Source organism: Streptomyces sp. NPDC056580, from assembly GCF_042793175.1.
Classification (GTDB): domain Bacteria; phylum Actinomycetota; class Actinomycetes; order Streptomycetales; family Streptomycetaceae; genus Streptomyces.
On record NZ_JBHTVE010000001.1, the window covers coordinates 749,692 to 771,212 of the forward strand.

At 72.2% G+C, this 21,521-nt stretch carries 19 protein-coding genes, 1 pseudogene and 1 riboswitch; of the genes and pseudogenes, 10 read left to right on the plus strand and 10 right to left on the minus strand.

The window, feature by feature from the left end; translation table 11 throughout:
* The first annotated feature begins 138 nt into the window (after positions 1–138).
* Positions 139–726, plus strand: coding sequence for a hypothetical protein (locus tag ACFQ9Z_RS03585; RefSeq protein ID WP_383010212.1), 588 nt, complete (start codon positions 139–141; stop codon positions 724–726).
* Between the two features lie 328 nt (positions 727–1,054).
* Positions 1,055–1,261, plus strand: a complete 207-nt coding sequence (locus ACFQ9Z_RS03590) for a DUF5999 family protein (RefSeq protein WP_383010318.1) — start codon at positions 1,055–1,057, stop codon at positions 1,259–1,261.
* A 111-nt stretch (positions 1,262–1,372) separates the two neighbouring features.
* On the opposite strand, the gene ACFQ9Z_RS03595 is transcribed toward ACFQ9Z_RS03590, so the two are convergent.
* The 5 genes from ACFQ9Z_RS03595 to ACFQ9Z_RS03615 form a co-directional block, all read right to left on the minus strand.
* Entirely contained in the window at positions 1,373–2,431 is a 1,059-nt protein-coding gene (locus tag ACFQ9Z_RS03595; RefSeq protein WP_383010214.1) for an endo-1,4-beta-xylanase, read from the minus strand.
* 28 nt (positions 2,432–2,459) lie between these two features.
* On the minus strand, positions 2,460–3,224 hold the full coding sequence (locus tag ACFQ9Z_RS03600) for a carbohydrate ABC transporter permease (protein ID WP_235902391.1): 765 nt from the start codon (positions 3,222–3,224) through the stop codon (positions 2,460–2,462).
* Positions 3,225–3,283: 59 nt separating this feature from the next.
* Complete coding sequence (locus ACFQ9Z_RS03605; protein WP_383010216.1) at positions 3,284–4,282, minus strand: carbohydrate ABC transporter permease; 999 nt, start codon at positions 4,280–4,282, stop codon at positions 3,284–3,286.
* Between the two features lie 6 nt (positions 4,283–4,288).
* Positions 4,289–5,584, minus strand: coding sequence for an extracellular solute-binding protein (locus tag ACFQ9Z_RS03610; protein ID WP_383010218.1), 1,296 nt, complete (start codon positions 5,582–5,584; stop codon positions 4,289–4,291).
* 183 nt (positions 5,585–5,767) lie between these two features.
* Entirely contained in the window at positions 5,768–7,261 is a 1,494-nt protein-coding gene (locus tag ACFQ9Z_RS03615) for a glycoside hydrolase family 43 protein (protein WP_383010321.1), read from the minus strand.
* A gap of 198 nt (positions 7,262–7,459) precedes the next feature.
* Here ACFQ9Z_RS03615 and ACFQ9Z_RS03620 point away from each other — a divergent pair, with 198 nt between their 5' ends.
* The 3 genes from ACFQ9Z_RS03620 (at position 7,460) to ACFQ9Z_RS03630 (ending at position 10,817) form a co-directional block, all read left to right on the plus strand.
* Positions 7,460–7,990, plus strand: a complete 531-nt coding sequence (locus ACFQ9Z_RS03620) for a universal stress protein (RefSeq protein ID WP_383010220.1) — start codon at positions 7,460–7,462, stop codon at positions 7,988–7,990.
* 309 nt (positions 7,991–8,299) lie between these two features.
* Positions 8,300–10,255, plus strand: coding sequence for an amino acid transporter (locus ACFQ9Z_RS03625; RefSeq protein ID WP_383010222.1), 1,956 nt, complete (start codon positions 8,300–8,302; stop codon positions 10,253–10,255).
* A 166-nt stretch (positions 10,256–10,421) separates the two neighbouring features.
* Positions 10,422–10,817: a molybdopterin-binding protein gene (locus tag ACFQ9Z_RS03630; RefSeq protein WP_383010224.1), complete on the plus strand. Its 396-nt coding sequence runs from the start codon at positions 10,422–10,424 to the stop codon at positions 10,815–10,817.
* Between the two features lie 34 nt (positions 10,818–10,851).
* On the opposite strand, the gene ACFQ9Z_RS03635 is transcribed toward ACFQ9Z_RS03630, so the two are convergent.
* A complete protein-coding gene (locus tag ACFQ9Z_RS03635) occupies positions 10,852–11,328 on the minus strand; it encodes a molybdopterin-dependent oxidoreductase (RefSeq protein WP_383010226.1) in 477 nt (158 codons plus the stop codon).
* A gap of 202 nt (positions 11,329–11,530) precedes the next feature.
* On the opposite strand from ACFQ9Z_RS03635, the gene modA reads away from it, so the two are divergent.
* The 4 genes from modA to ACFQ9Z_RS03655 are packed head-to-tail and all read left to right on the plus strand — an operon-like array spanning position 11,531 to position 14,863.
* Positions 11,531–12,355, plus strand: coding sequence for a molybdate ABC transporter substrate-binding protein (gene modA, locus ACFQ9Z_RS03640; RefSeq protein ID WP_383010228.1), 825 nt, complete (start codon positions 11,531–11,533; stop codon positions 12,353–12,355).
* Positions 12,356–12,393: 38 nt separating this feature from the next.
* Entirely contained in the window at positions 12,394–13,197 is an 804-nt protein-coding gene (locus tag ACFQ9Z_RS03645; RefSeq protein WP_383010323.1) for an ABC transporter permease, read from the plus strand.
* Between the two features lie 49 nt (positions 13,198–13,246).
* Positions 13,247–14,416, plus strand: coding sequence for an ABC transporter ATP-binding protein (locus ACFQ9Z_RS03650; protein ID WP_383010230.1), 1,170 nt, complete (start codon positions 13,247–13,249; stop codon positions 14,414–14,416).
* A gap of 27 nt (positions 14,417–14,443) precedes the next feature.
* Positions 14,444–14,863, plus strand: a complete 420-nt coding sequence (locus ACFQ9Z_RS03655) for a molybdopterin-binding protein (protein ID WP_383010232.1) — start codon at positions 14,444–14,446, stop codon at positions 14,861–14,863.
* Positions 14,864–14,926: 63 nt separating this feature from the next.
* Here ACFQ9Z_RS03655 and gcvP read toward each other — a convergent pair whose 3' ends face one another.
* Positions 14,927–17,812, minus strand: coding sequence for an aminomethyl-transferring glycine dehydrogenase (gcvP, locus tag ACFQ9Z_RS03660; protein WP_383010234.1), 2,886 nt, complete (start codon positions 17,810–17,812; stop codon positions 14,927–14,929).
* A 175-nt stretch (positions 17,813–17,987) separates the two neighbouring features.
* A riboswitch (glycine riboswitch) is annotated at positions 17,988–18,082 on the minus strand.
* Positions 18,083–18,201: 119 nt separating this feature from the next.
* On the opposite strand from gcvP, the gene ACFQ9Z_RS03665 reads away from it, so the two are divergent.
* Positions 18,202–18,573, plus strand: coding sequence for a PRC-barrel domain-containing protein (locus ACFQ9Z_RS03665; RefSeq protein ID WP_383010236.1), 372 nt, complete (start codon positions 18,202–18,204; stop codon positions 18,571–18,573).
* Here the strand turns inward: ACFQ9Z_RS03665 and ACFQ9Z_RS03670 are convergent.
* The 3 genes and pseudogenes from ACFQ9Z_RS03670 to ACFQ9Z_RS03680 all read right to left on the minus strand — a co-directional run bounded on the left by ACFQ9Z_RS03670 (position 18,495) and on the right by ACFQ9Z_RS03680 (position 21,520).
* A pseudogene (locus ACFQ9Z_RS03670) lies at positions 18,495–20,024 on the minus strand (DNA polymerase IV). The gene ACFQ9Z_RS03665 and the pseudogene ACFQ9Z_RS03670 sit on opposite strands and share 79 nt — an antisense overlap.
* A gap of 67 nt (positions 20,025–20,091) precedes the next feature.
* A complete protein-coding gene (locus ACFQ9Z_RS03675) occupies positions 20,092–20,775 on the minus strand; it encodes a MerR family transcriptional regulator (protein ID WP_383010238.1) in 684 nt (227 codons plus the stop codon).
* Positions 20,776–21,046: 271 nt separating this feature from the next.
* The gene (locus ACFQ9Z_RS03680; RefSeq protein WP_026253112.1) at positions 21,047–21,520 is read right to left on the minus strand and encodes a bifunctional nuclease family protein; all 474 of its coding nucleotides are present in this window, start codon (positions 21,518–21,520) and stop codon (positions 21,047–21,049) included.
* Position 21,521: the final 1 nt, after the last annotated feature.

The following is a 21,521-nucleotide window of genomic DNA, read 5'->3' on the forward strand; positions in this document are numbered from 1 at the left end:
GACGATTCAGCGGCAGGCCTCAGCCGTACCCTCGCTCACCGAACCGGGCCCCACCTCTCTGGCCATCTGTGAGCTGACAGCGCCGTCCGCCCCACCCTCCTCGCGCCGCCGCGCCTGTCGAACGAGAGGCGACCCACCATGCCCCTGCACGCGCCCGCCGCACCCGCGCCCGCACTGCGTTCCGTCCTCACGGCCCTCGGTTCCCCCACCGCGGTCCGCGAGGCCAGAACTCCCTCCCTGCGCGCCGCACAGGGACCCACGACGCCCGAACTCCCGCTTCCGGTACACGTACTGGACCGGATCACCGCACAGGGCCTGACCGCCACCCGGCTGGCCGGCTGGCGGTTCCTGATCCGCTGCGGCGACCGGGCGGTGGCCGCCGCCGACACCATGCTGACCGCGGACGGCTGGGCCTTCTCGCACTTCTTCGAGGGGCCCTGGATCACCTCCACCGAGCGCGCCCTGCAGCAGGCCGAGGCGCTGACGCAGCCGTACCAGCCGCGCCTGCTGTCCGTGCCCGGTCTGTACATGCTCACGCTGTGGCTGCACGGCGACGTCGGCGCCGACGCCTCCGAGGGACATCCGGCCGCCGCCGACCTGCTGGTGCCCCTGGCCCCGGCGCCGCCCGGCATCCCGGCCCACCGGCCGCACCGCGTCGCCGAGTTGCTCCCGGTGCTGACCCATCGGGCGACTCCCGTCCCACTGCTCGGTTCCATTCCCGCCTGAACGACCCGCGCGTACCCCGCTCCCCGGACGGGAAGCGGGGTACGCGCGTTTTTTCCGGCCGGTGCTCGCTCGCCCGAGCGATCAGCCGCTCCTACGAGCCGGAAAAGGGATCTCTGCCGTTCGGACTAGCCCTTTCCGGCCCCCCGAAACCACCCGAAGTGACAGTGCAGTTGGGATGAACCGCCCGCGCGGGTGACGCGTCATGAACCTGTGAGAAGCCGTGCTGCGAAATCCCTGCGGATTGACGCCCAGAGGGCAACACTGGGTTCCGACCGACGTATCACCACGGGGGACGGACATGACCACGACAGAGCGAGAGATCCCATCCATGTGCCAGCACCAGCCACCGTGCCCGCCAGCCGAGTCCGCCGACCGGGAGTCCGCCCGCCTCGTGGCGCACCACCCGGAGCAGGGCTGGAGCCTGCTGTGCAACGGCGTCCTGCTCTTCGAGGACACCGGTGAGCTTCTGCCCGACGGCAGCGTCATCGCCCCGCACCGCCCGCTCGGTGCGGACCGGGTGATGACCGCCGCCTGACCGTCCGGGCGCACCTTCCGGGCGGTACCGCCGCGCCGCCCGGCGATCTGAGGGGCCGGCCGCACACGCACGGTGCGCACCGGCCCCGAACCGCGTCCGGGCCCGGTCACGTCAGGTGACCGACCGCTCCCGCAGCGCTTCCCGCAGCGCCGAGTAGGCGGGCTTGGGCGCCAGCTCCTCGTCCCAGGGCAGGGCCGCGCCCTCGCCGGGGAAGAAGGCCGGGATCCAGGAGTACTTGTCGGTGTAGTCCCACACCGTCACGCCCACGCAGCGGCGGACGGCCAGGCAGGCCCTGGTCAGCTTCCGGTACCAGTCGGCCTGTTCGGCCAGCTTCCCGTCGGTCGCGGGCAGTTGCATGCGCACGTCGACCTCGGTGAGGGCGGTGTCGAGGCCGAGGCGCGAGAAGCGGCGGAGGTTGTCCTCCAGTGTGGCCGGATAGCCGTACTGCAGGGCCAGGTGGGCCTGCAGGCCGATGCCGTCGAGCGGGACGCCCTGCGCCTTCAGCTCCTTGGCCAGCCGGTGGTAGGCGTCGCTCTTCGGGCCGACGGCCTCGATGTTGTAGTCGTTGAGGTAGAGCCTGGCGTGCGGGTCGGCCGCGTGGGCCCAGCGCAGCGCGTCGGCGATGTAGCCCGGGCCGAGCGTCTTGTACCAGATGGTCTCGCGGTAGCTGCCGTCCTCGTTGAACGCCTCGTTGACGACGTCCCAGGAGTAGACCTTGCCGCGGTAGTGCCGTACCTCCGTGGTGATGTGCTTCTTCAGCACGGCCCGCAGTTCGTCGGCGGTCCACTCCGTCGACGTCAGCCAGTCCGGGAGCTGGCTGTGCCAGACGAGGGTGTGGGCGCGGACCTTCTGGTGGTGCCGGCGCGCGAGGTCCACGATCTGGTCGCCGGCGGTCCAGTCGAAGACGCCCTGCCGCGGCTCCGTGGCGTACCACTTCATCCCGTTGCCCGGGGTGATCATGTCGAACTCGCTGCCGAGGATCTTCGTGTAGGCGCTGTCGGAGAGTTCGGGGTTGTCGGTGGCGCTGCCGAAGTAGCGGCCGTGCCGCTGGGCGAGTTCGGCGAGGGTGGGCTGCCGGTCGTGGGCCTGCGCGGCGGGTCCCGCGGCGAGGCCCGCGGCCACCAGGACGGCCGCGAGGGCGCCGGCGAGTCCGAGACGCGTCATGGGCATGGTGCGACTCCTGTCTGTCGGGGGTGGCTCAGCCCTTGGTGGCGCCCGCGGTCAGACCGCCGACGAGCTGGCGTTCGGCGACCGAGTAGAAGGCGAGGGCGGGGACCATGGCGAGCACGAGGTAGGCGAAGACCCGGGCGTACTCCGCCGAGTACTGGCCCTGGAACTGCTGGACGCCGACGGGCAGCGTCCACCAGGTGCTGTCGGTGAACACCAGCAGCGGCAGGAAGAAGTTGTTCCAGCTGGTGACCACCGCGAGGACCGAGACGGTGCCGAGCGCGGGCCGGGCCATGGGCAGCAGCACCCGCCAGAAGAACCCGAAGGCGCTGCAGCCGTCGAGCGTGGCCGCCTCCTCCAGCTCGCCGGGTATCTGCCGGAAGAAGCCGCGCAGGATGATGATCGTCATCGGCAGTCCGAAGGCGGCCTGCGGGAGGATCACGCCGAGCGGATTGTCCAGCAGGTCCAGGGAGCGCAGCAGCAGGAACAGCGGCAGGGCGGCCACCGCGAACGGGAACATCAGCCCCATGGTGAAGAGGGTGAACAGCCATTCCCGTCCGCGGAAGGCGAACCGGGCGAAGGAGAAGGCCGCGAGCGCGGACACGGCGACCACCAGCACGGTCGTCGCCACCGCGATCAGCGTGCTGTTGCCGAGGAGCCGCCAGAAGTCGCCGGAGCGCAGGATGCCGGTGTAGTTGCCGGTCAGCCACCGGTCGGGCAGCCCGAACGGGTTGCGGGACAGCTCGTCGGTGGACTTGAAGCCCGACAGGATCGCGTACACCAGGGGTACGACCATCACCGCCCCGACCACGACGAGGATCCCGTGCAGCGGGAGCGTGCGTGCGGTCTGCCGCCTCACGTGCCGGCTCCCCTCATCGTGGTGGTGGCCCCTTCGAGGTCGCGGCGGAGCACGAACCGCTGGTAGGAGAGGGCGAAGACGAGGCAGATGCCGAACATGACCACGCTGACCGCGCTGGCGTAGCCGACCTGGTAGCGCTTGAAGCCGTACTGGAACATGGTCACGGCCATCGTCTCGGAGTGGTGGTCGGGTCCGCCCTGGGTGACGACCCACACCAGGTCGAAGAGCTGGATCGACCCGATGACGGACAGGAAGACGCTGATCCGCAGGGTGGGCGCGAGCAGCGGCAGGGTGACGTTGCGGAAGCGCTGCCAGGGGCCGGCGCCGTCGATCAGCGCCGCCTCGTTCAACTCCGCCGGGACCGACTGGAGTCCGGCCAGGTAGAGCATCATGTGGAAGCCGAAGTACTTCCAGGTCATGACGAGGAACAGGGTGGCCATGACGTAGGAGGGGTCGGCGAACCACTCGCCGCCCAGGCCGTCCAGGCCGACGGCGCCGAGCACGTGGTCCGCGAGCCCGTCGTCGGGGGCGAAGACCATGCTGAACAGCACGCCGGTGATGGCCTCGGACAGGACGTACGGCGCGAAGAACAGCATCCGGTACACCGCCCGGCCGCGCAGCCGCTGGTTGAGCAGCACCGCCATGGCGAGGGCGAACGGCAGCTGCAGGGCGAGCGAGAGCAGGACCAGCACCAGGCAGCGCCACAGGTCGCCCAGGAAGACCGGGTCCTGGAAGAGGCGGCTGAAGTTGTCCACGCCCGTGTAGTCGGACGGCATGCCGAAGCCGCCCCAGCGGAAGAAGGCGGCGTACAGCGCGAACAGCATCGGCAGCAGCACCAGCCCGATGAACAGGACCAGCGCGGGCAGTTGGAAGGCGACCGCGGTCAGCCAGTTGCGCGCGCGCCGCCGCGACCGCCCGCGGACCGCGCCGGCGGCCGGGGGCGGGCGGTCGGCGGCCGGGCCGCTCCGCCGGTCGGGGAGGTAGGTGGAGGTCATCGCCGGCTACTGCTCTTCCTTGGCCGTCTTGGTGATGGACTGCGCGACCTGCTCGGGCGACTTGGAACCGGCGATGAGGGCGGCCACGCTGTCGTTGACCTCCTGGCCCACGGCGGGCGCGTAGGCCTGGTCGAGGTAGAGCTGGAAGCCGGTGGCCGCCTTCAACTGGGCCTGCACGGCCTTGAGGTTGGCGTCGGTGAGGACGTCCTCGGCGGCCGGGACGACCGGCAGCACCCCGGTCTTCTTGACCAGTTCGCGGTCGGTGGTCTCGCTCGCGAAGAACTTCAGGAAGTCCACGGCGGCCTGCGGGGCGCCCTTGCGCAGCGCGTGCGCGCCGCCTCCGCCGAACACCTCGGTGATCTTCCCCTTGCCGCCCTCCACCTCGGGGAACGGGAAGAAGCCCAGGTCGGAGCCGAGGCCCTTGCCCGCGTCGGCCTCCACGACCGGGGCCCACTGGCCCATGAGCTCCATCGCGGCCTTGCCGTTGCCCACGGTGGCCGCCTGGCCGGTCGGGGTGGAGTAGGCGGCTCCGAGGAATCCCTTCTGGAACGGCTGGAGGGCCACCAGTTCCTTCAGGTGCCGTCCCGCGTCGACGAAGCCGGCGCCGGTGAAGTCCTTGCCGTCGCCGGCCTTCTGCAGGGCGTCGGCTCCGGCGGTGCGCATCGACAGGTAGGCCCAGTAGTACATGCCGGGCCACTTCTCCTTGCCCGCCAGGGCGATCGGGGTGACGCCGGCGGACTTCAGCTTGCGCACGGTGTCGAGGAAGCCGCTCCAGGTGGTCGGCGGCGTGGTGATCCCGGCCTTCCTGAAGAGCGCCTTGTTGTACCAGAAGCCGATCATGCCGATGTCGAACGGGATGCCGTACGCCTTGCCGTCCAGCAGGTACGGCTGCCCGGCGACCGGCAGCAGCCCCTCGGCCCAGGGCTTGGTGCTGTCGGTGAGGTCCTCGACCAGTCCGGCGTCGACCTGCTGCTTGAGCACTCCGCCGCCCCAGGTGTGGAAGATGTCCGGCAGCTTCCCGGAGGCGGTCAGCGCGGTCATCTTCGACTTGTAGGCGTCGTTCTCCAGTTGGACGATCTTCACCTTGACCTTCGGGTTCTGGGCCTCGAACTTCTTGGCGAGGCCGGCCCAGACGGTCTTGGTCGGCTGGGTGGTCGAGATGTTCCACCACTCGATGGTGGTCGTCCCCGAGGACGACCCTCCGTCCGAGTCGCCGCCGCAGCCGCTGAGTGCGGTCACCCCGAGGCCGGCGGCCACGGAGGCCGCCAGGAAGCCGCGGCGGGACAGTGCGGGGTCGCCCATCATGCGCTCCTTCGAAACTTTCGGACGTGCTTCGGAGAGGTTCCAGACGCGGGAAAGCAGGGCCCACCGCATACGCCCGCAAGGTCAGGCACACTCCGGTGGTCCGAAACATTCGGTCAGATTCCCGAACGTTCCGATCCGCGACTCTAGAAAGGCACGTGAGGAGCGTCAAGGTGTCGCGCACTAGCTGGTCGGCTCGTAGTCGAACCAGTCGAAGGCCGCTCGCCCCTCGGCGACGTACATGCCGATGACACGGCCGGTGAACCCGCCGGCCACCTCGGTGGACAGATATCGGCCGTCGAGTTCGGCGGGCCGAACGATGCCTTCGGAAGTTTCGACGCAGAAGGCGACGGTGTCGGGGCCGCTCAGGGGCCGCGCCTGTCGGGTCGCCCTGATGTCGACGGCCAGGGTGACCGGACCGGCCGGCACCGGGTGCTCGGCGACGCGCCGGCGCACCGGGCCGATCCGCACGATCACGGACGCCACTCCCCCGGCCACCTCCAGGTCGTAGTGGTGGGTGTCGTCCATGCGGACGGACAGTCCGGCCCGCGCCGACGGCCCGGCGTCCAGCAGGACGGCGGCCCGGCAGTCGTGGTGCGACTGACGGCGGCCGACGAAGGTGCGCCCGGGCGGACCGGCGCCGTCGCCCTCACCGCCGCCCGCGCCGTCGGCCGCGAGCGTGAGCCATCCCGGCCGCTCGGTCAGCGACCAGCAGCCGTCCGGGCGCCGGCGCGGCGAGATCCAGTGCGGCGCGAGCGCCGTGCCGGTGAAGTCGTCGCGCGCCGGCGGCGGCGGGACGGGCGCCCAGGCGGCCGGCGCCGGGTGCCGCTCCCGCACCGGTCCGAGCCGGGGCCAGCCGTCCGCCCAGTCCACGGGCACCAGGAAGGTCTCGCGGCCGAGCACGTGGAACTCGGGGAAGTAGCCGCGCGGCCGCGTGCCCAGCAGCACCATCCACCAGCTGCCGTCGGCCGCCCGGACCAGGTCGCCGTGACCGGTGCACTGGACCGGCAGCCCGCTGCCGCGGTGGGACAGCAGCGGGTTGCCCGGCGCCGGTTCCCAGGGGCCGCGCGGCGAGCGGGCGCGGGCGGCCGAGACACCGTGGCCGAGCGCGGTGCCGCCCTCGGCGATCAGCAGGTACCACCAGTCGCCGATCCGGTACAGGTGCGGCGCCTCCGGGTCCCGGAGGCCGGTGCCGGACCACGCGGGCAGCGGCCCCTCCAGCACCTCGCCGGTGCGCGGGTCGATCCGCGCGACGCTCACCCCGGCCAGCGCGCACCAGCAGTCGCCGTCGTCGTCCCAGGCCAGGTCGGGGTCGATGCCGGGCAGGTCGATCCACACCGGGTCCGACCAGGGCCCCTCCGGGCGCTCGGCGGTGACGAGGAAGGTCCCGCCGGCGCCGACGGCCGTGCTGACGACGTGGAACAGCCCGTCGTGGTACCGGATGGTCGGCGCGTAGACCCCGCCGGAGGCGGGCACGGCGTCGGGCAGCGCCAACTGCCCCGGCCGGTCGAGGACGTTGCCGAGCTGGCGCCAGTGCACCAGGTCACGGCTGTGGAACAGCGGTATTCCGGGGAAGTACTCGAAGCTGGAGCACACCAGGTAGTGGTCGTCGCCCACCCGGCACACGCTCGGGTCGGGGTGGAAACCGGGGATGACCGGGTTGTCGTACGTCCGCATGAACGCCTCACAGGCCACGGTGTCGAAAGTTTCGATTCCAGCGCCGAATTTTACTGAGCCGCGCCTCACTGAGGGCCCGTTCGGCTGGTCCCGCCACGCGGTCGGGAGTGGGATGGGAGGTAGGCCCTGCGCGCGGGCGCGGACGGGACGGGACGGGACGGGACGGGCCCGCGGCGATCCGTGAGGAACGGTGAGGTCATGTCCGGTTACGACACCCCGGCGGCGGCCCGTGTGGTGGTCGGCGTGAGCGGTTCCCTGGGCAGCGTCACGGCCCTGCGCCGGGCGACCGCGCTGGCCCGGCGGCTGGGCGCCGAACTGTGGCCGGTGCTCGCCTGGGAGCCGCCCGGCGGCGACGCCACCGCGCGCCGCTCCCCCGCCGCCGCCCTGCTCGTCGAGGATTGGCAGCGGCTGGCCAAGCAGCGCCTGGCCGCGGTGCTCGACGAGATCTTCGGCGGCGAGGCGCCGGGGGTGCCGATGCGCGCGGTCATCGTGCGCGGCACCCCGGGCCGGGCACTGGTGGCGACCGCCGACCGGGAGAACGACCTGCTGGTGGTGGGCGCGGGCCGGCGCGGCCTGCAGCGGGCCTTCTCGGGCCGCGTCTGCCGGCACTGCCTCGCCCACGCCTGCTGCCCGGTGCTGGCGGTGCCTCCGTCGCCGCTCGAGTCGGACCTGGTGGCCGTCCACCGGCGCAACGCGTGGCACCGGCGCATGGACACCAGGGATCTGTGAGGCCGCCACCCGCCCACTGCGGCTGCGGATCCTCCGGTGCGGGAGCAGCATGGAGGGGTCGTACGAGATGACGTTCGGTGCCCGCCGTCCTGTGGTCCGCGGCCGCCCCTCCACCGCCCCCGACGCCCCTCCATCGGCCTCCGGCCTCCGCTTTTGCCGCTTCACCGACTCCCGCCGGGCCAGTCTTAACGCAAGATTGACGCCTCCCGGCCCCGGCATCGAGGGCCACGGCGTCACTCTCTGCATACGCTGGTGTCGCCGTCCGCGTGATGGCCGGAAACCACTGAGCCGCACACCTGGAGCACGCCGATGGCCACGACCGAGCACCCCCCGCCCAGTCGCCTGCGCGCCTGGATGCTGGAGGGGCTGTCAGACATGGGCAAGGAGGGCGGCCACACCGGACCCCACGCCGTGCCGGAGGCCCCGCACCGGGGGCAGCGCTGGTGGCGGGTGATGTGCCTGACCGGTGTCGACTACTTCTCCACCCTCGGCTACCAGCCGGGCATCGCCGCCCTCGCGGCCGGCCTGCTGTCACCGATCGCGACGATCGTCCTGGTGATCGTGACCCTGGCCGGCGCCCTGCCGGTCTACCGCCGGGTGGCCGAGGAGAGCCCGCACGGCGAGGGCTCCATCGCCATGCTGGAACGGCTGCTGTCGTTCTGGCAGGGCAAGCTCTTCGTGCTGACCCTGCTCGGCTTCGCGGCCACCGACTTTCTGATCACCATCACCCTGTCGGCCGCCGACGCCTCCACCCACCTGGTGGAGAACCCGCACCTGACCAGTGCGCTCCACGGCCACCAGATGGTGATCACCCTGTTCCTGGTCGCCCTGCTGGGCGCGGTGTTCCTCAAGGGCTTCCTGGAGGCGATCGGCGTCGCCGTCGCCCTGGTCGGCGTCTACCTCGCGCTCAACCTGATCGTCGTGATCACCGGCCTCTGGCACGTCCTCACGGCCGGACACGTGGTGGCCGACTGGGGCAGTGCCCTGATCGCGCAGCACGGCAACGTCTTCGTGATGATCGGGCTCGCCCTGATCGTCTTCCCCAAGCTCGCCCTCGGTCTGTCCGGCTTCGAGACCGGTGTGGCCGTCATGCCACACGTCAAGGGCGAAGCGGGCGACACGGAGGAACGGCCGGCGGGCCGGATCCGGGACACCAAGAAGCTGCTGACCACCGCGGCCCTGATCATGAGCTGCTTCCTGATCGCCACCAGCTTCATCACCACGCTGCTGATCCCGGCGAACGAGTTCAAGCCCGGCGGCCAGGCCAACGGCCGCGCCCTGGCCTACCTCGCCCACGAGTACCTGGGCAGCGCGTTCGGCACGGTCTACGACATCTCGACGATCGCGATCCTGTGGTTCGCCGGCGCGTCCGCGATGGCCGGACTGCTCAACCTGATGCCGCGCTACCTGCCCCGCTACGGCATGGCCCCGCACTGGGCCCGGGCGGTGCGCCCGATGGTCATCGTCTTCACCCTGATCGCCTTCGTGGTCACCTGGATCTTCGACGCGAACGTGGACAAGCAGGGCAGCGCCTACGCCACCGGCGTGCTGGTGCTGATCAGCTCCGCGGCGATCGCGGTGACCATCGCCTCGCGCAAGGCCGGGCAGCGGCACTGGAGCATCGCCTTCGCGGTCATCTCGCTGGTGTTCCTCTACACGACCGTGGTGAACGTCATCGAACGCCCGGACGGCGTGAAGATCGGCGCCTGCTTCATCGCCGGCATCATGCTCGTCTCCTTCCTGTCCCGGCTGGCCCGCGCCTTCGAGCTGCGCGTGACCAGCGTGACCATGGACCCGATGGCGGAGCGGTTCATCCGGGACATGGCCAGCCGCAAGATGCGGTTCATCGCGAACCAGCCCAACGACCGTGACGTGGCGGAGTACCGCGACAAGGTCGAGCAGATCCGCGCCGACAACGACATGCCGGAGCACGAGGACTTCGTCTTCGTCGAGGTGACGGTCACCGACCCCTCCGAGTTCGAGGCGGGCCTGACGGTGCGCGGCGAGGTCCTGCACAACCGCTACCGCGTGCTGACCGTGGAGTCCGCCTCCATCCCCAACGCCCTCGCCGCGCTCCTGCTGCACGCCCGCGACCTGACCGGCTGCACCCCGCACATCTACTTCGAGTGGACCGAGGGCAACCCGTTCGCCAACTTCCTGCGGTTCCTCCTCTTCGGCCAGGGCGAGGTCGCCCCGGTCACCCGTGAGGTCCTGCGCGAGGCGGAGCCGGACCGGGCCCGCCGTCCTCGCGTGCACACGGGCTGACCAGGTCCGGCCGCGGCCGGTCACGGCCGGCCGGGGAGACCTGCCCGGGAGGCGGGCCGCGGGTGCCAGGCCCGCGCCGGTCAGCCGCCGAGCAGCCGGCGCCGCGGGCGCGCGACGGCCGACCCCATGTCCGCGGTTTCCCGGCGGTGGCCCTATCGTGACCGGCATGCAGTCCTACACGATCGGCCAGGCCGCGCGGCTGCTCGGCGTGAGCCCGGACACCGCCCGCCGCTGGGCGGACGCCGGGCGGGTGGCGACCCATCGCGACGAGGCCGGGCGGCGGCTCGTCGACGGCAAGGACCTCGCCGCGTTCTCGGTCGAACTCGCCGGAACGGGCGGCGGCGAGGAGGACGCGCCCTACACGTCCGTCCGCAACGCCTTCCCCGGCATCGTCACCGCCATCAAGCTCGGCGACGTCGCCGCCCAGGTGGAGATCCAGGCGGGCCCGCACCGGCTGGTGTCGCTGCTGACCCGCGAGGCCGTGGAGGAACTGGGCCTGGAGGTCGGCATGGAGGCCACCGCGCGCGTGAAGTCAACCAACGTGCACATCGACCGGGTCTGACCGGCTCCCGCCGCGAGCGTCCGGCCCCGCGGGCTCATCCGGTGTGCGCGCGGCCGGCCGGCGCCGGCGCACCGGAGCCGTATGTCCCGTCCACCCGGATCGCCGTGATGCCGCTGATGTGCCGGGCCCCGCAGCGGTCCTGCGGCAGCACCGGTTGAGGGCCGGACGCGTCCAGCGGGGTGCCGTCGATCGTGACGGCGAGCAGCACGGCGGCGCCCGCGAAGTCGGGGTCGATCTCCGCCCAGGACAGCACGGCGTGGTGGCCGTCCTTGCCGGTGACGGTGATCAGGAAACGCAGCCGGTCCTTGCGCCGGACCGGGTCGAACGACGGCCCGGCGCCGGCGAGTACCTCGTGCAGCCGCGGCCCGCTGAACTCGTGGCGCTGGACGCCGCGGGTGGCGCACTCGAAGCTGACCGCCACCCGGTGCTGCGGCAGGACGAGCAGGTCCGGCACGGTGAGCCGGGCGGGGCGCGATAGATCGCCGGTCAGGTCCAGTTCCGCGAGCGTCACCTGCGACCACCTCCCGGAGGACCCTACCCAGGCACCGCCCCCGTACAAACGCACATGCGAGCCCATTCGACGAACAGCCCTGCTCATGCGATGAGACAGGAGACTTACGCCTGGCAGATGCGGCAGTATCATCGCGGCACGGCCGATGCGCGGCCGTGCCGGGCGCGACACCTCGTTCCAGGACCTGAGGAGTAGATCCGTGATGACCCGTTCCGTGCGCCGGACCCGGCGGATGCTGCAGCTGGCCGGTGCGGGAGCCGCCGCCCTGATGTCGCTGAGCGCCTGCTCCTCGTCTTCCGGCGACTCTCCGGCCGGCGGTTCCGGCGCCTCGGGCCAGGCGTCCCCCAAGCTGTCCGGCTCGGTCACGGTGTTCGCCGCGGCCTCGCTGAAGGAGAGCTTCACGACCCTCGGCAAGGAGTTCGAGAAGCAGCACCCCGGGACCGAGGTCAGCTTCAACTTCGGCGGCAGCGACACGCTCGCCGCGAGCATCACCAGCGGTGCGCCGGCCGACGTGTTCGCCGCCGCCAGCCCGAAGACGATGGCGATCGTGACGGACAGGAAGGACGCGGTGGGCGCCCCGGCGACCTTCGTGCGCAACCAGCTGGAGATCGCCACGCTGCCCGGCAACCCCGGCAAGGTGTCCTCCCTGAAGGACCTCACCGACTCCGGCCTGAAGGTCGTCCTGTGCGACAAGACGGTGCCGTGCGGCGCCGCGGCCCAGAAGGCCCTGGACGCCAGCGGCCTCAAGCTGACCCCGGTCTCCTACGAGCAGGACGTCAAGAGCGCCCTGACGAAGGTGGAGCTGAAGGAGGCCGACGCCGCCGTGGTCTACAAGACCGACGTGAAGGCGGCGGGTGACAAGGTGGAGGGCGTGGAGTTCCCCGAGTCGGCCAAGGCCGTCAACGACTACCCGATCGCCCTGCTGAAGAACTCGGGCAACGCCCCGGCGGCCACGGCGTTCATCGCGCTGGTGCGCTCCGCCGAGGGCAGGCGGGTCCTGGGCGAGGCCGGGTTCCTCCAGCCGTGACCTCGCTCCGCAGGCCCGGCGCCGCGGCCGGCCCCGACATGGGCGGGCCGCGGCGCCGACGCGCGCGCGGAGTGCCGCTGCCGCTGCTGCTGCCCGGTGTCGTGGCCCTGGCGTTCCTGCTGCTGCCCCTCCTCGCGCTGCTCGTCCGCGCGCCCTGGGGCAGCCTGCCCGACCAGCTCACCAGCACGGAGGTGTGGCAGGCCCTCCAGCTGTCCCTGGTCACCGCCACGGCGGCGACCGGGGTCAGCCTGGTGCTGGGCGTGCCGCTGGCCTGGCTGCTGGCGCGCACCGACTTCCCCGGCCGCCGGCTCGTGCGGGCCCTGGTGACCCTGCCTTTGGTCCTGCCGCCGGTGGTGGGCGGCGTGGCCCTGCTGCTCGCCCTAGGCCGCAACGGGGTGGTCGGCCAGTGGCTGGACGCGTGGTTCGGGATCACCCTGCCCTTCACCACCGCCGGGGTGGTGATCGCGGAGGCGTTCGTCGCCATGCCGTTCCTGGTGATCAGCGTCGAGGGCACCCTGCGCGCCGCCGACCCGCGCTACGAGGAGGCGGCGGCCACGCTCGGCGCCTCGCGGTTCACCGCGTTCCGCCGGGTCACCCTGCCGCTGATCGCCCCCGGCGTCGCCGCGGGCGCGGTCCTTGCCTGGGCCCGCGCGCTCGGCGAGTTCGGCGCGACGATCACCTTCGCGGGCAACTTCCCCGGCCGTACCCAGACCATGCCCCTGGCCGTCTACCTCGCCCTGCAGAACGACCCGGAGGCGGCCATCTCCCTGAGCCTGGTGCTGCTGGCCGTGTCTATCGCGGTACTGGCCGGGCTGCGGGACCGGTGGCTGACGGGGACGTGAGGCCGCGATGGGACGAAGGGACCGGATGGGACAGGCAGGGGAGGCGGGCATGGAAGGCGAGGTGAGGATGGAGGACGAGGTGAGGGCGGAAGCCGGACCAGCGCGGGCACCGGCGACCGGCTCGGCCCCCCTGAGCGGCACGGACGCCCCCGCCGGAACCGGCCCGGAAGGCGCCGGCGAGCAGGGGCTGGACGCGCGGCTCCTCGTGGACCGGGGGGACTTCCGGCTCGACGTGGCCCTGACCGCGGCCCCCGGCGACGTCATCGCGCTGCTGGGCCCGAACGGCGCCGGAAAGACCACCGCCCTGCGTGCCCTCGCCGGCCTGCTCCCGCTCACCGGCGGACACCTGCGTCTGGACGGCGCTTCGCTGGAAGGCACCCCGCCCGAGTCCCGCCCGGTCGGCGTCGTCTTCCAGGACTATCTGCTCTTCCCGCATCTGTCCGCCCTGGACAACGTGGCGTTCGGACCGCGCTGCCGGGGCGCCGGCAAGGCCGAGGCCCGCGCCGAGGCGGCCGCCTGGCTGGACCGCATGGGCCTGGCCGGGCACGCCGGGGCCAAGCCCCGGCGGCTGTCCGGCGGTCAGGCACAGCGCGTCGCGCTCGCCCGCGCCCTGGCCACCAGGCCCCGGCTGCTGCTCCTGGACGAACCGCTCGCCGCGCTGGACGCCCGCACCCGTCTGGAGGTCCGCGCCCAGCTCCGCCGCCACCTGGCCGAGTTCGAGGCCGTCGCCGTGCTGGTCACGCACGACCCGCTGGACGCCATGGTGCTCGCGGACCGGCTGGTGGTCGTCGAGGACGGCCAGGTCGTGCAGCAGGGCACCCCCGCGGAGACCGCCCGCCGGCCGCGGACCGACTACATCGCCCGGCTCGTCGGCCTCAACCTCTACCGGGGACAGGCCGAGGGGCACACGGTGCGGCTGGACGCGGGCCCCTCGGTGACGACCACGGAGGATCTGTCCGGACCCGTGTTCGTGGCCTTCCCGCCGGCCGCGGTCACCCTCTTCCGGGACCGGCCCACCGGCGCGAGCGCCCGCAACCTGTGGGCTTGCGAGGTCGCCGGCCTGGAGACCCACGGCGACCGGACCCGCGCCGACCTCACCGGCGAACTCCCCCTCGCCGCCGACCTGACGACGGTCGCCGCCGCCGAACTGGACCTGCATCCGGGTGCGTCGGTCTGGGCGACGGTGAAGGCGACGCAGACCCACGCGTACCCCGACTGACGGGCGGCCCCTCTACGGTGGGTGCCCATGACACTGAGCATCCGCAACCAGTTCCCCGGCACCGTCACCGAGGTCCACCCGGGCGAGGTCATGGCGCTCGTCAAGGTGCGGCTGGCCGGCGGCCAGGAGCTCACGGCCGCCATCACCCTGGAGGCCGCCGAGCAGCTCGGCCTCGCCCCCGGCGCCCCCGTCCGGGCGCTGGTGAAGTCGACCGAGGTCTCCCTCTCCTCGGGACGGCTGGAGGGCCTGTCGATCCGCAACCAGCTCCCGGGCGCGATCACCCGGCTCGATGTGGGCGAGGTGATGGCCTCGGTGAAGGTCGCCGTGGCCGGGGGCGAGCTCACCGCCGTGATCACCAAGGACGCGGCCGAGGAACTCGGCCTCTTCGTGAGCTCCGACGTGGTCGCCCTGATCAAGGCGACCGAGGTGTCGCTCGCAGCGGACTGAGGAGCGCGAGCACGCGGAAAGCCCCGCCCGGACGACCGGGCGGGGCTCGTCCACGGGGCTCGCTCAGTCCTCGTAGGCGTCCAGCGGCGGGCAGGAGCACACCAGGTTGCGGTCGCCGAAGGCCTGGTCGATGCGGCGAACCGGCGGCCAGTACTTGTCGGCGGCCGGGACGCCGCCCGGGAAGACGGCCTCCTCGCGGGTGTAGGCGTGCTTCCAGTCCGCGCCGAGCGCCCGCGCGGTGTGCGGCGCGTTGCGCAGCGGGTTGTCCTCCGCCGGCCACTCGCCCGCGCCGACCTTCTCGATCTCCGCGCGGATGGCGATCATCGCGTCGCAGAATCGGTCCAGCTCCGCCAGGTCCTCGGACTCGGTCGGCTCGATCATCAGCGTGCCGGCCACCGGGAAGGACATGGTCGGCGCGTGGAAGCCGTAGTCGATGAGCCGCTTGGCGACGTCGTCCACGCTCACGCCGGTCGCCTTGGTCAGCGGACGCAGGTCGATGATGCACTCGTGCGCGACGAGGCCGCCGGGGCCGGTGTAGAGCACCGGGTAGTGCGGCTCGAGGCGCTTGGCGACGTAGTTGGCGGAGAGCACGGCCACCTGGGTGGCGCGCTTGAGCCCCTCGCCGCCCATCAGACGGACGTAGGCCCACGAGATCGGCAGGATGCCCGCGCTGCCCCACGGCGCGGCGGAGACCGGGCCCACGCCGGTCTCGGGGCCGGCCGCCGGCTGCAGCGGGTGGTTCGGCAGGTACGGGGCCAGGTGCGACCGGACGGCCACCGGGCCGACGCCCGGGCCGCCGCCGCCGTGCGGGATGCAGAAGGTCTTGTGCAGGTTCAGGTGCGAGACGTCGCCGCCGAAGTGACCCGGCTTGGCGAGGCCGACCAGCGCGTTGAGGTTGGCGCCGTCGACGTACACCTGGCCGCCGGCGTCGTGGACCTGGGCGCAGATGTCGGCGACGTGCTCCTCGAACACACCGTGCGTCGACGGGTAGGTGATCATCAGCACGGCCAGCTCGTCGCGGTGCTGCTCGATCTTGGCGCGCAGGTCGGCCACGTCGATCTCGCCGTCCTCCGTGGTCTTCACGACGACGACCTTCATGCCGGCCATCACGGCGCTGGCCGCGTTGGTGCCGTGCGCGGAGGAGGGGATGAGGCAGACGGTGCGCTGCTCGTCGCCGTTGGCCCGGTGGTAGCCGCGCACGGCCAGCAGACCGGCCAGCTCGCCCTGCGAACCGGCGTTCGGCTGGAGCGAGACCTTGTCGTAGCCGGTGACCTCGGCGAGACGTTCCTCCAGCTCGCGGATGAGCGTGAGGTAGCCCTCGGCCTGCTCGGCGGGCGCGAAGGGGTGCAGCGAGCCGAACTCGGGCCAGGTGACCGGCTCCATCTCGGTGGTCGCGTTGAGCTTCATGGTGCAGGAGCCCAGCGGGATCATGCCGCGGTCGAGCGCGTAGTCGCGGTCGGCGAGCCGGCGCAGGTAGCGCAGCATCGCGGTCTCGGAGCGGTGCTCGTGGAAGACCGGGTGGGTGAGGTAGTCGTCGGTGCGCAGCAGTGCCTCGGGCAGGGCCTCACCGGCCGCCGCGTCCAGCGCCTCGATGTCGCCGTCGACGCCGAAGGCGGTGAAGACGGCCTGCACCTGGGCGCGGACGGTGGTCTCGTCGCAGGCGAGGGAGACCAGGTCGGCGTCGACGAGCCGCAGGTTCACGCCGCCCGCCCGGGCGGCGGCCACGACCTCGGCGGCCCGGCCGGGCACGCGCGCGGTGAGGGTGTCGAAGTAGGCGCCGTGGACGATCTCGACGCCGCCCGCCTTCAGGCCCTCGGCGAGGATCGTGGCGTAGCGGTGGGTGCGGCGGGCGATGGTCCGCAGGCCCTCGGGGCCGTGGTAGACGGCGTACATGCCGGCCATCACGGCGAGCAGCACCTGGGCGGTGCAGATGTTGCTGGTGGCCTTCTCGCGCCGGATGTGCTGCTCGCGGGTCTGCAGCGCCAGGCGGTAGGCCTTGTGCCCGTCGGCGTCGACGGACACGCCGACGAGACGGCCGGGCAGGCTGCGCGCGAACTTCTCGTGCACCGCCATGTAGCCGGCGTGCGGCCCGCCGAAGCCCATCGGCACGCCGAAGCGCTGGGTCGTGCCGACGGCGATGTCGGCGCCCAGCTCGCCCGGCGAGGTCAGCAGGGTGAGTGCGAGCAGGTCGGCGGCGACGGTGACGAGGGCGCCCAGCTCGTGCGCCTGGTCGATGACCGGCTTGAGGTCGCGGACGGCGCCGGAGGCCCCCGGGTACTGGAGCAGGACGCCGTTGATCTCGCGCTCGGCGATCTCCGCCGGGATGCCGTCGGAGAGGTCGGCGACGACGACCTCGACGCCGGTCGGCTCGGCGCGCGTCTCGATGACGGCGATGGTCTGCGGCAGGGCGTCCGCGTCGACCAGGAACAGGCCCTTCTTGTTGCGGCCCATCCTCCGGGACAGCGCCATGGCCTCGGCGGCGGCCGTGCCCTCGTCCAGGAGGGAGGCGCCGGACGTGGGCAGCCCGGTGAGCTCGGCGACCATGGTCTGGAAGTTCAGCAGGGCCTCCAGACGGCCCTGGGAGATCTCCGGCTGGTACGGCGTGTAAGCCGTGTACCAGGCCGGGTTCTCCATGACGTTGCGCAGGACGACCGGCGGGGTGAAGGTGCCGTGGTAGCCGAGGCCGATCATGGAGCCGAGGACCTGGTTGCGGTCGGCGAGCGAGCGCAGCTCGGCGAGCACCTCGGCCTCGGTGCGGGCGCCCGGCAGGTCCAGGGAGTCGGCGTTCTTGATCACGTCCGGGACCGCGGCGGCGGTCAGCTCGTCGAGCGAGCCGTAGCCGACCTGCGCGAGCATCTTGGCCCGCGCCTCCTGGTCGGGCCCGATGTGGCGCTGCTCGAAGGGGATGCCCGCTTCGAGCTCGGAGAGCGGAGTGCGATGGGCGGTCATTGCGGAGGCCTCCTGGTCTGACGCGACCTTCGAGGGGCACCCCGGTACGGATACCCCGACGGCCTCCCCCTCTGTCATCTCGACCTGAGAGCTTCACCGGCCACCCGAGGGACGCCGGCTTTCACCGTCGGTGAGGGCGGACACCGTCGACGTCCGCCCTGCTTTCCAGAGTGACCTCGTCCGTGCGGTACGTGAGCCTGAGAGATTCCGGGGAGGATTTGCTCCTTCGGCGCCTCCGACGTGGTCGGAGGACTCTCCCGCACGGGGTCAGCAGCCGCTGTCAGCCTACCAGCGAGGTCAACGCCCGGGCCCTCGAGTGGCCGCCTCCCTGATTGTGCTCTTTCGTAGTGCTTACGGATGAGTTGCGACCACGTGGAGGGAGAGGGACCGTGCAGACCGACATCGATCCGCGCAACCTGATCGGCCGCAAGGCGTTCGACCGCCATGGCACCAAGATCGGCACCATCGACGAGGTGTACCTCGACGACGCCACCGGCGTGCCCGAGTGGGCGGCCGTACGCACCGGTCTCTTCTCCCGGGACGCCTTCGTTCCCCTGGAGCCCAGCGAGATCGTCGAGGGCGCCCTGCGGGTCCCCTTCGACCGGGCGCTCATCAAGGACGCGCCCGACTTCGGCGTGGGCCGCCACCTCTCCCCCGAACAGGAACTGCAGCTCTACCACCACTACGGCCTCGACGTGGCGGCTCCCTCCCCGCTCGCGGACCGCGACTTCGGCAAGGTGGCGGGCACGGAGGAGCCCTGAGCCGCACCCGCGGGCCCCGCCGTGCCACGCGGCCGCTACGGATCGGCGTCCACGGCACCCGGCACGGCCGATGCCGGGCCGTCACCCTGCGTACGCGGCAGCCGCTGCGCGTCCGGCACCAGCGGGAGCGGGTCCGCCGGTTCCAGCTCGGGATCCTCGACCCCGAACGTCCGCACCCGCCCCGGCCGGGACAGGGGCGTCTCGAAACGCACGGTCACCCGGCCGAGGCCGCTGCCCTGCACCCAGCCGTGGCCCCACCCGGCGTGCCATACGTCCTGCCCGGCCCGCCACTGCCGTTCGGCGGGCTCCGGCTGCTCCGGGACGGGGTCGGCCGCGGCCTCCTTCGGCGCCTCGGCCGCCTCGGCCGCCACGGGCGGCTGCGCGGCCTGGGCGAACAGGTCCTCCTGGGTGTAGTCGGCCAGACCGGTGACGCCCACACCGAGCAGCCGCACGCCGCCCGTGGTGTCCACGGAGTCCAGCAGCCGCTCGGCCGCCTCCCGGATCACCGCGGGGTCGTCGGTGGGTCCCCTGAGCGTCTCGGAGCGGGTCAGCGTGGAGAAGTCGTACCTGCGGACCTTCAGCACGATGGTCCGCCCCGACAGCCCTGCCCCGCGCAGCCGGCCCACGCACCGGTCGGCGAGCCGCCGCACCTCGACACCGACCCGCAGCCGGTCGTGGATGTCCACGTCGTAGGTGTCCTCGACCGACACCGACTTGGCCTCCCGCTCGGCGACCACCGGCCGGTCGTCGCGGGCCAGCGCCATCGCGTACAGCGCGTGCCCGTGCGCCTTGCCGAGCAGCCGCACGAGTTCGTCCTCGCCCGCCTCGGCCAGTTCCCCGACCGTGGTGATCCCGGCCCGCCGCAGATGGTCCCCGGTGGCCGGTCCCACCCCGGGCAGGGTCCGCACCGACATGGGGCCGAGCAGCGCCCGCTCGGTGCCGGGTTCGACGAGGACGAGCCCGTCGGGCTTGGCCTCCTCCGAGGCGATCTTGGCGAGCATCTTGGAAGCGGCGAGCCCGACCGAGCCCGTGAGCCCGGTGACCGCCCGTATGTCGGCGCGCAGCCTGGTCCCCACCCGCCGCGCCGACTCCGCGTCCCAGGCCGCCTCCCGGGCCTCGAGGTCGACGAAGGCCTCGTCCAGGCTCAGCGGCTCCACCAGCGGCGACAGCTCCCGCAGCAGCGCCATCACCTGCTCGCTCACGGACCGGTAGAGACTGAAGCGCGGCACCAGGTACGCGGCGTTCGGGGCCAGCCGGCGCGCCTGCGCCATCGGCATCGCCGAGTGCACCCCGAAGACCCGCGCCTCGTACGAGGCGGTGGCCACCACACCGCGCGGTCCGAGTCCGCCCACGACCACGGCCTTGCCCCGCAGACTCGGCTTGGACGCCTGCTCCACCGAGGCGTAGAAGGCATCCATGTCGAGATGCAGGATCGTGGGCGCGTTTCTCACATCACCGATGCTGCACCACACCACTGACAACGCGGGCGCACGGCCCGCGGAGCCCGGTGCCGGGTGCTCAGACGGCCCGGTTGCGCCGCCGCGCCAGCTCGTCCGCCGGGTTGTGCCCGACCAGGGTCTCGCCCGTGTCGACACGCTCCCCGTGGAGCTGGGAGAGCGCGCTCTCCACGTCCCGCCAGACCACGCCGACGGCGATCCCGAAGACGCCCTGGCCGCCCTGGAGCAGGGCGTGCACCTCGTCGGGCGAGGTGCACTCGTACACCGTGGCGCCGTCGCTCATCAGGGTCATCCGCTCCAGGTCGCAGAAACCGCGTTCCCGCAGGTGCTGCACGGCGGTGCGGATGTTCTGCAGCGAGACCCCGGTGTCCAGGAACCGCTTGACGATCTTGAGGACGACCACGTCCCGGAAGCTGTAGAGGCGCTGGGTGCCCGACCCGTGGGCTGGCCGCACGCTCGGCTCGACGAGTCCGGTGCGGGCCCAGTAGTCGAGTTGCCGGTAGGTGATGCCGGCGGCCGCGCAGGCCGTGGGCCCCCGGTAGCCGATCTCCTCGGACGCCATGGACGCCGCCCCTCCGCCGTTCGGCACCGCCGTCGGCCGCTGCGGGGCGTGGCCGGCCGCGCCACCGGGATATGCGTACTGACCGCCGGAACGCGGCTGTGAGCTCTGGGAAGGGTACGGACCGCTCTCCCCGAAACCGCGTCCGGGGGCACCCCCAGCCGTACCGTCGCCGCTCGTTCTCACGCCGACCTCCGTCCTTGAACCGCCTTCTCGACGGTAGGCAGTCACCAGGGGTGCGTCAACGATCGCCACACTCGCCACGCCGAGTGATAATCACCCTAAGAGTGGTTTCCCGTGCCCCACCGCGGGGAAAGGCTAGCCGAATGGTCTCGCGGAGAGCCGCATGACGCTCTGGATGGCCGGTGGCAATTGCCCAGGCGCCGGGGCCGCACGCAGACCGCCGCCCCGGGCCGTCGGACCCGCCTCGGCCCCGGACTGTCGGACCCGCCTCGCCTCACTGGCTGCTGGTGCCGAAGTCCTCCGGTGAGATCTGGTCGAGGAACTCGCGGAACTTCTCCACCTCGTCCTCCTGCTCGTCCGGGATCGCGATGCCGGCGTCGTCCAGCACCGTGTCACTGCCGTAGATCGGCGTCCCGGTGCGCAGGGCCAGCGCTATGGCATCGGAGGGACGGGCGGACACCTCGACCCCGCTCGCGAAGACCAGCTCCGCGTAGAAGACGCCCTCACGCAGATCCGTGATGCGTACTTCGGTCAGCTCCTGGCCGACGGCCTCCAGCACGTCCTTGAACAGGTCGTGGGTCAGCGGTCGCGCGGGGGCCATGCCCTGCTGGGCGAAGGCGATCGCCGTCGCCTCCCCCGGCCCGATCCAGATGGGGAGGTAACGGTCGCCCCCCACTTCGCGCAGGAGCACGATCGGTTGGTTGGAGGGCATTTCGACCCGGACACCTACGACATCGAGCTCGTTCACA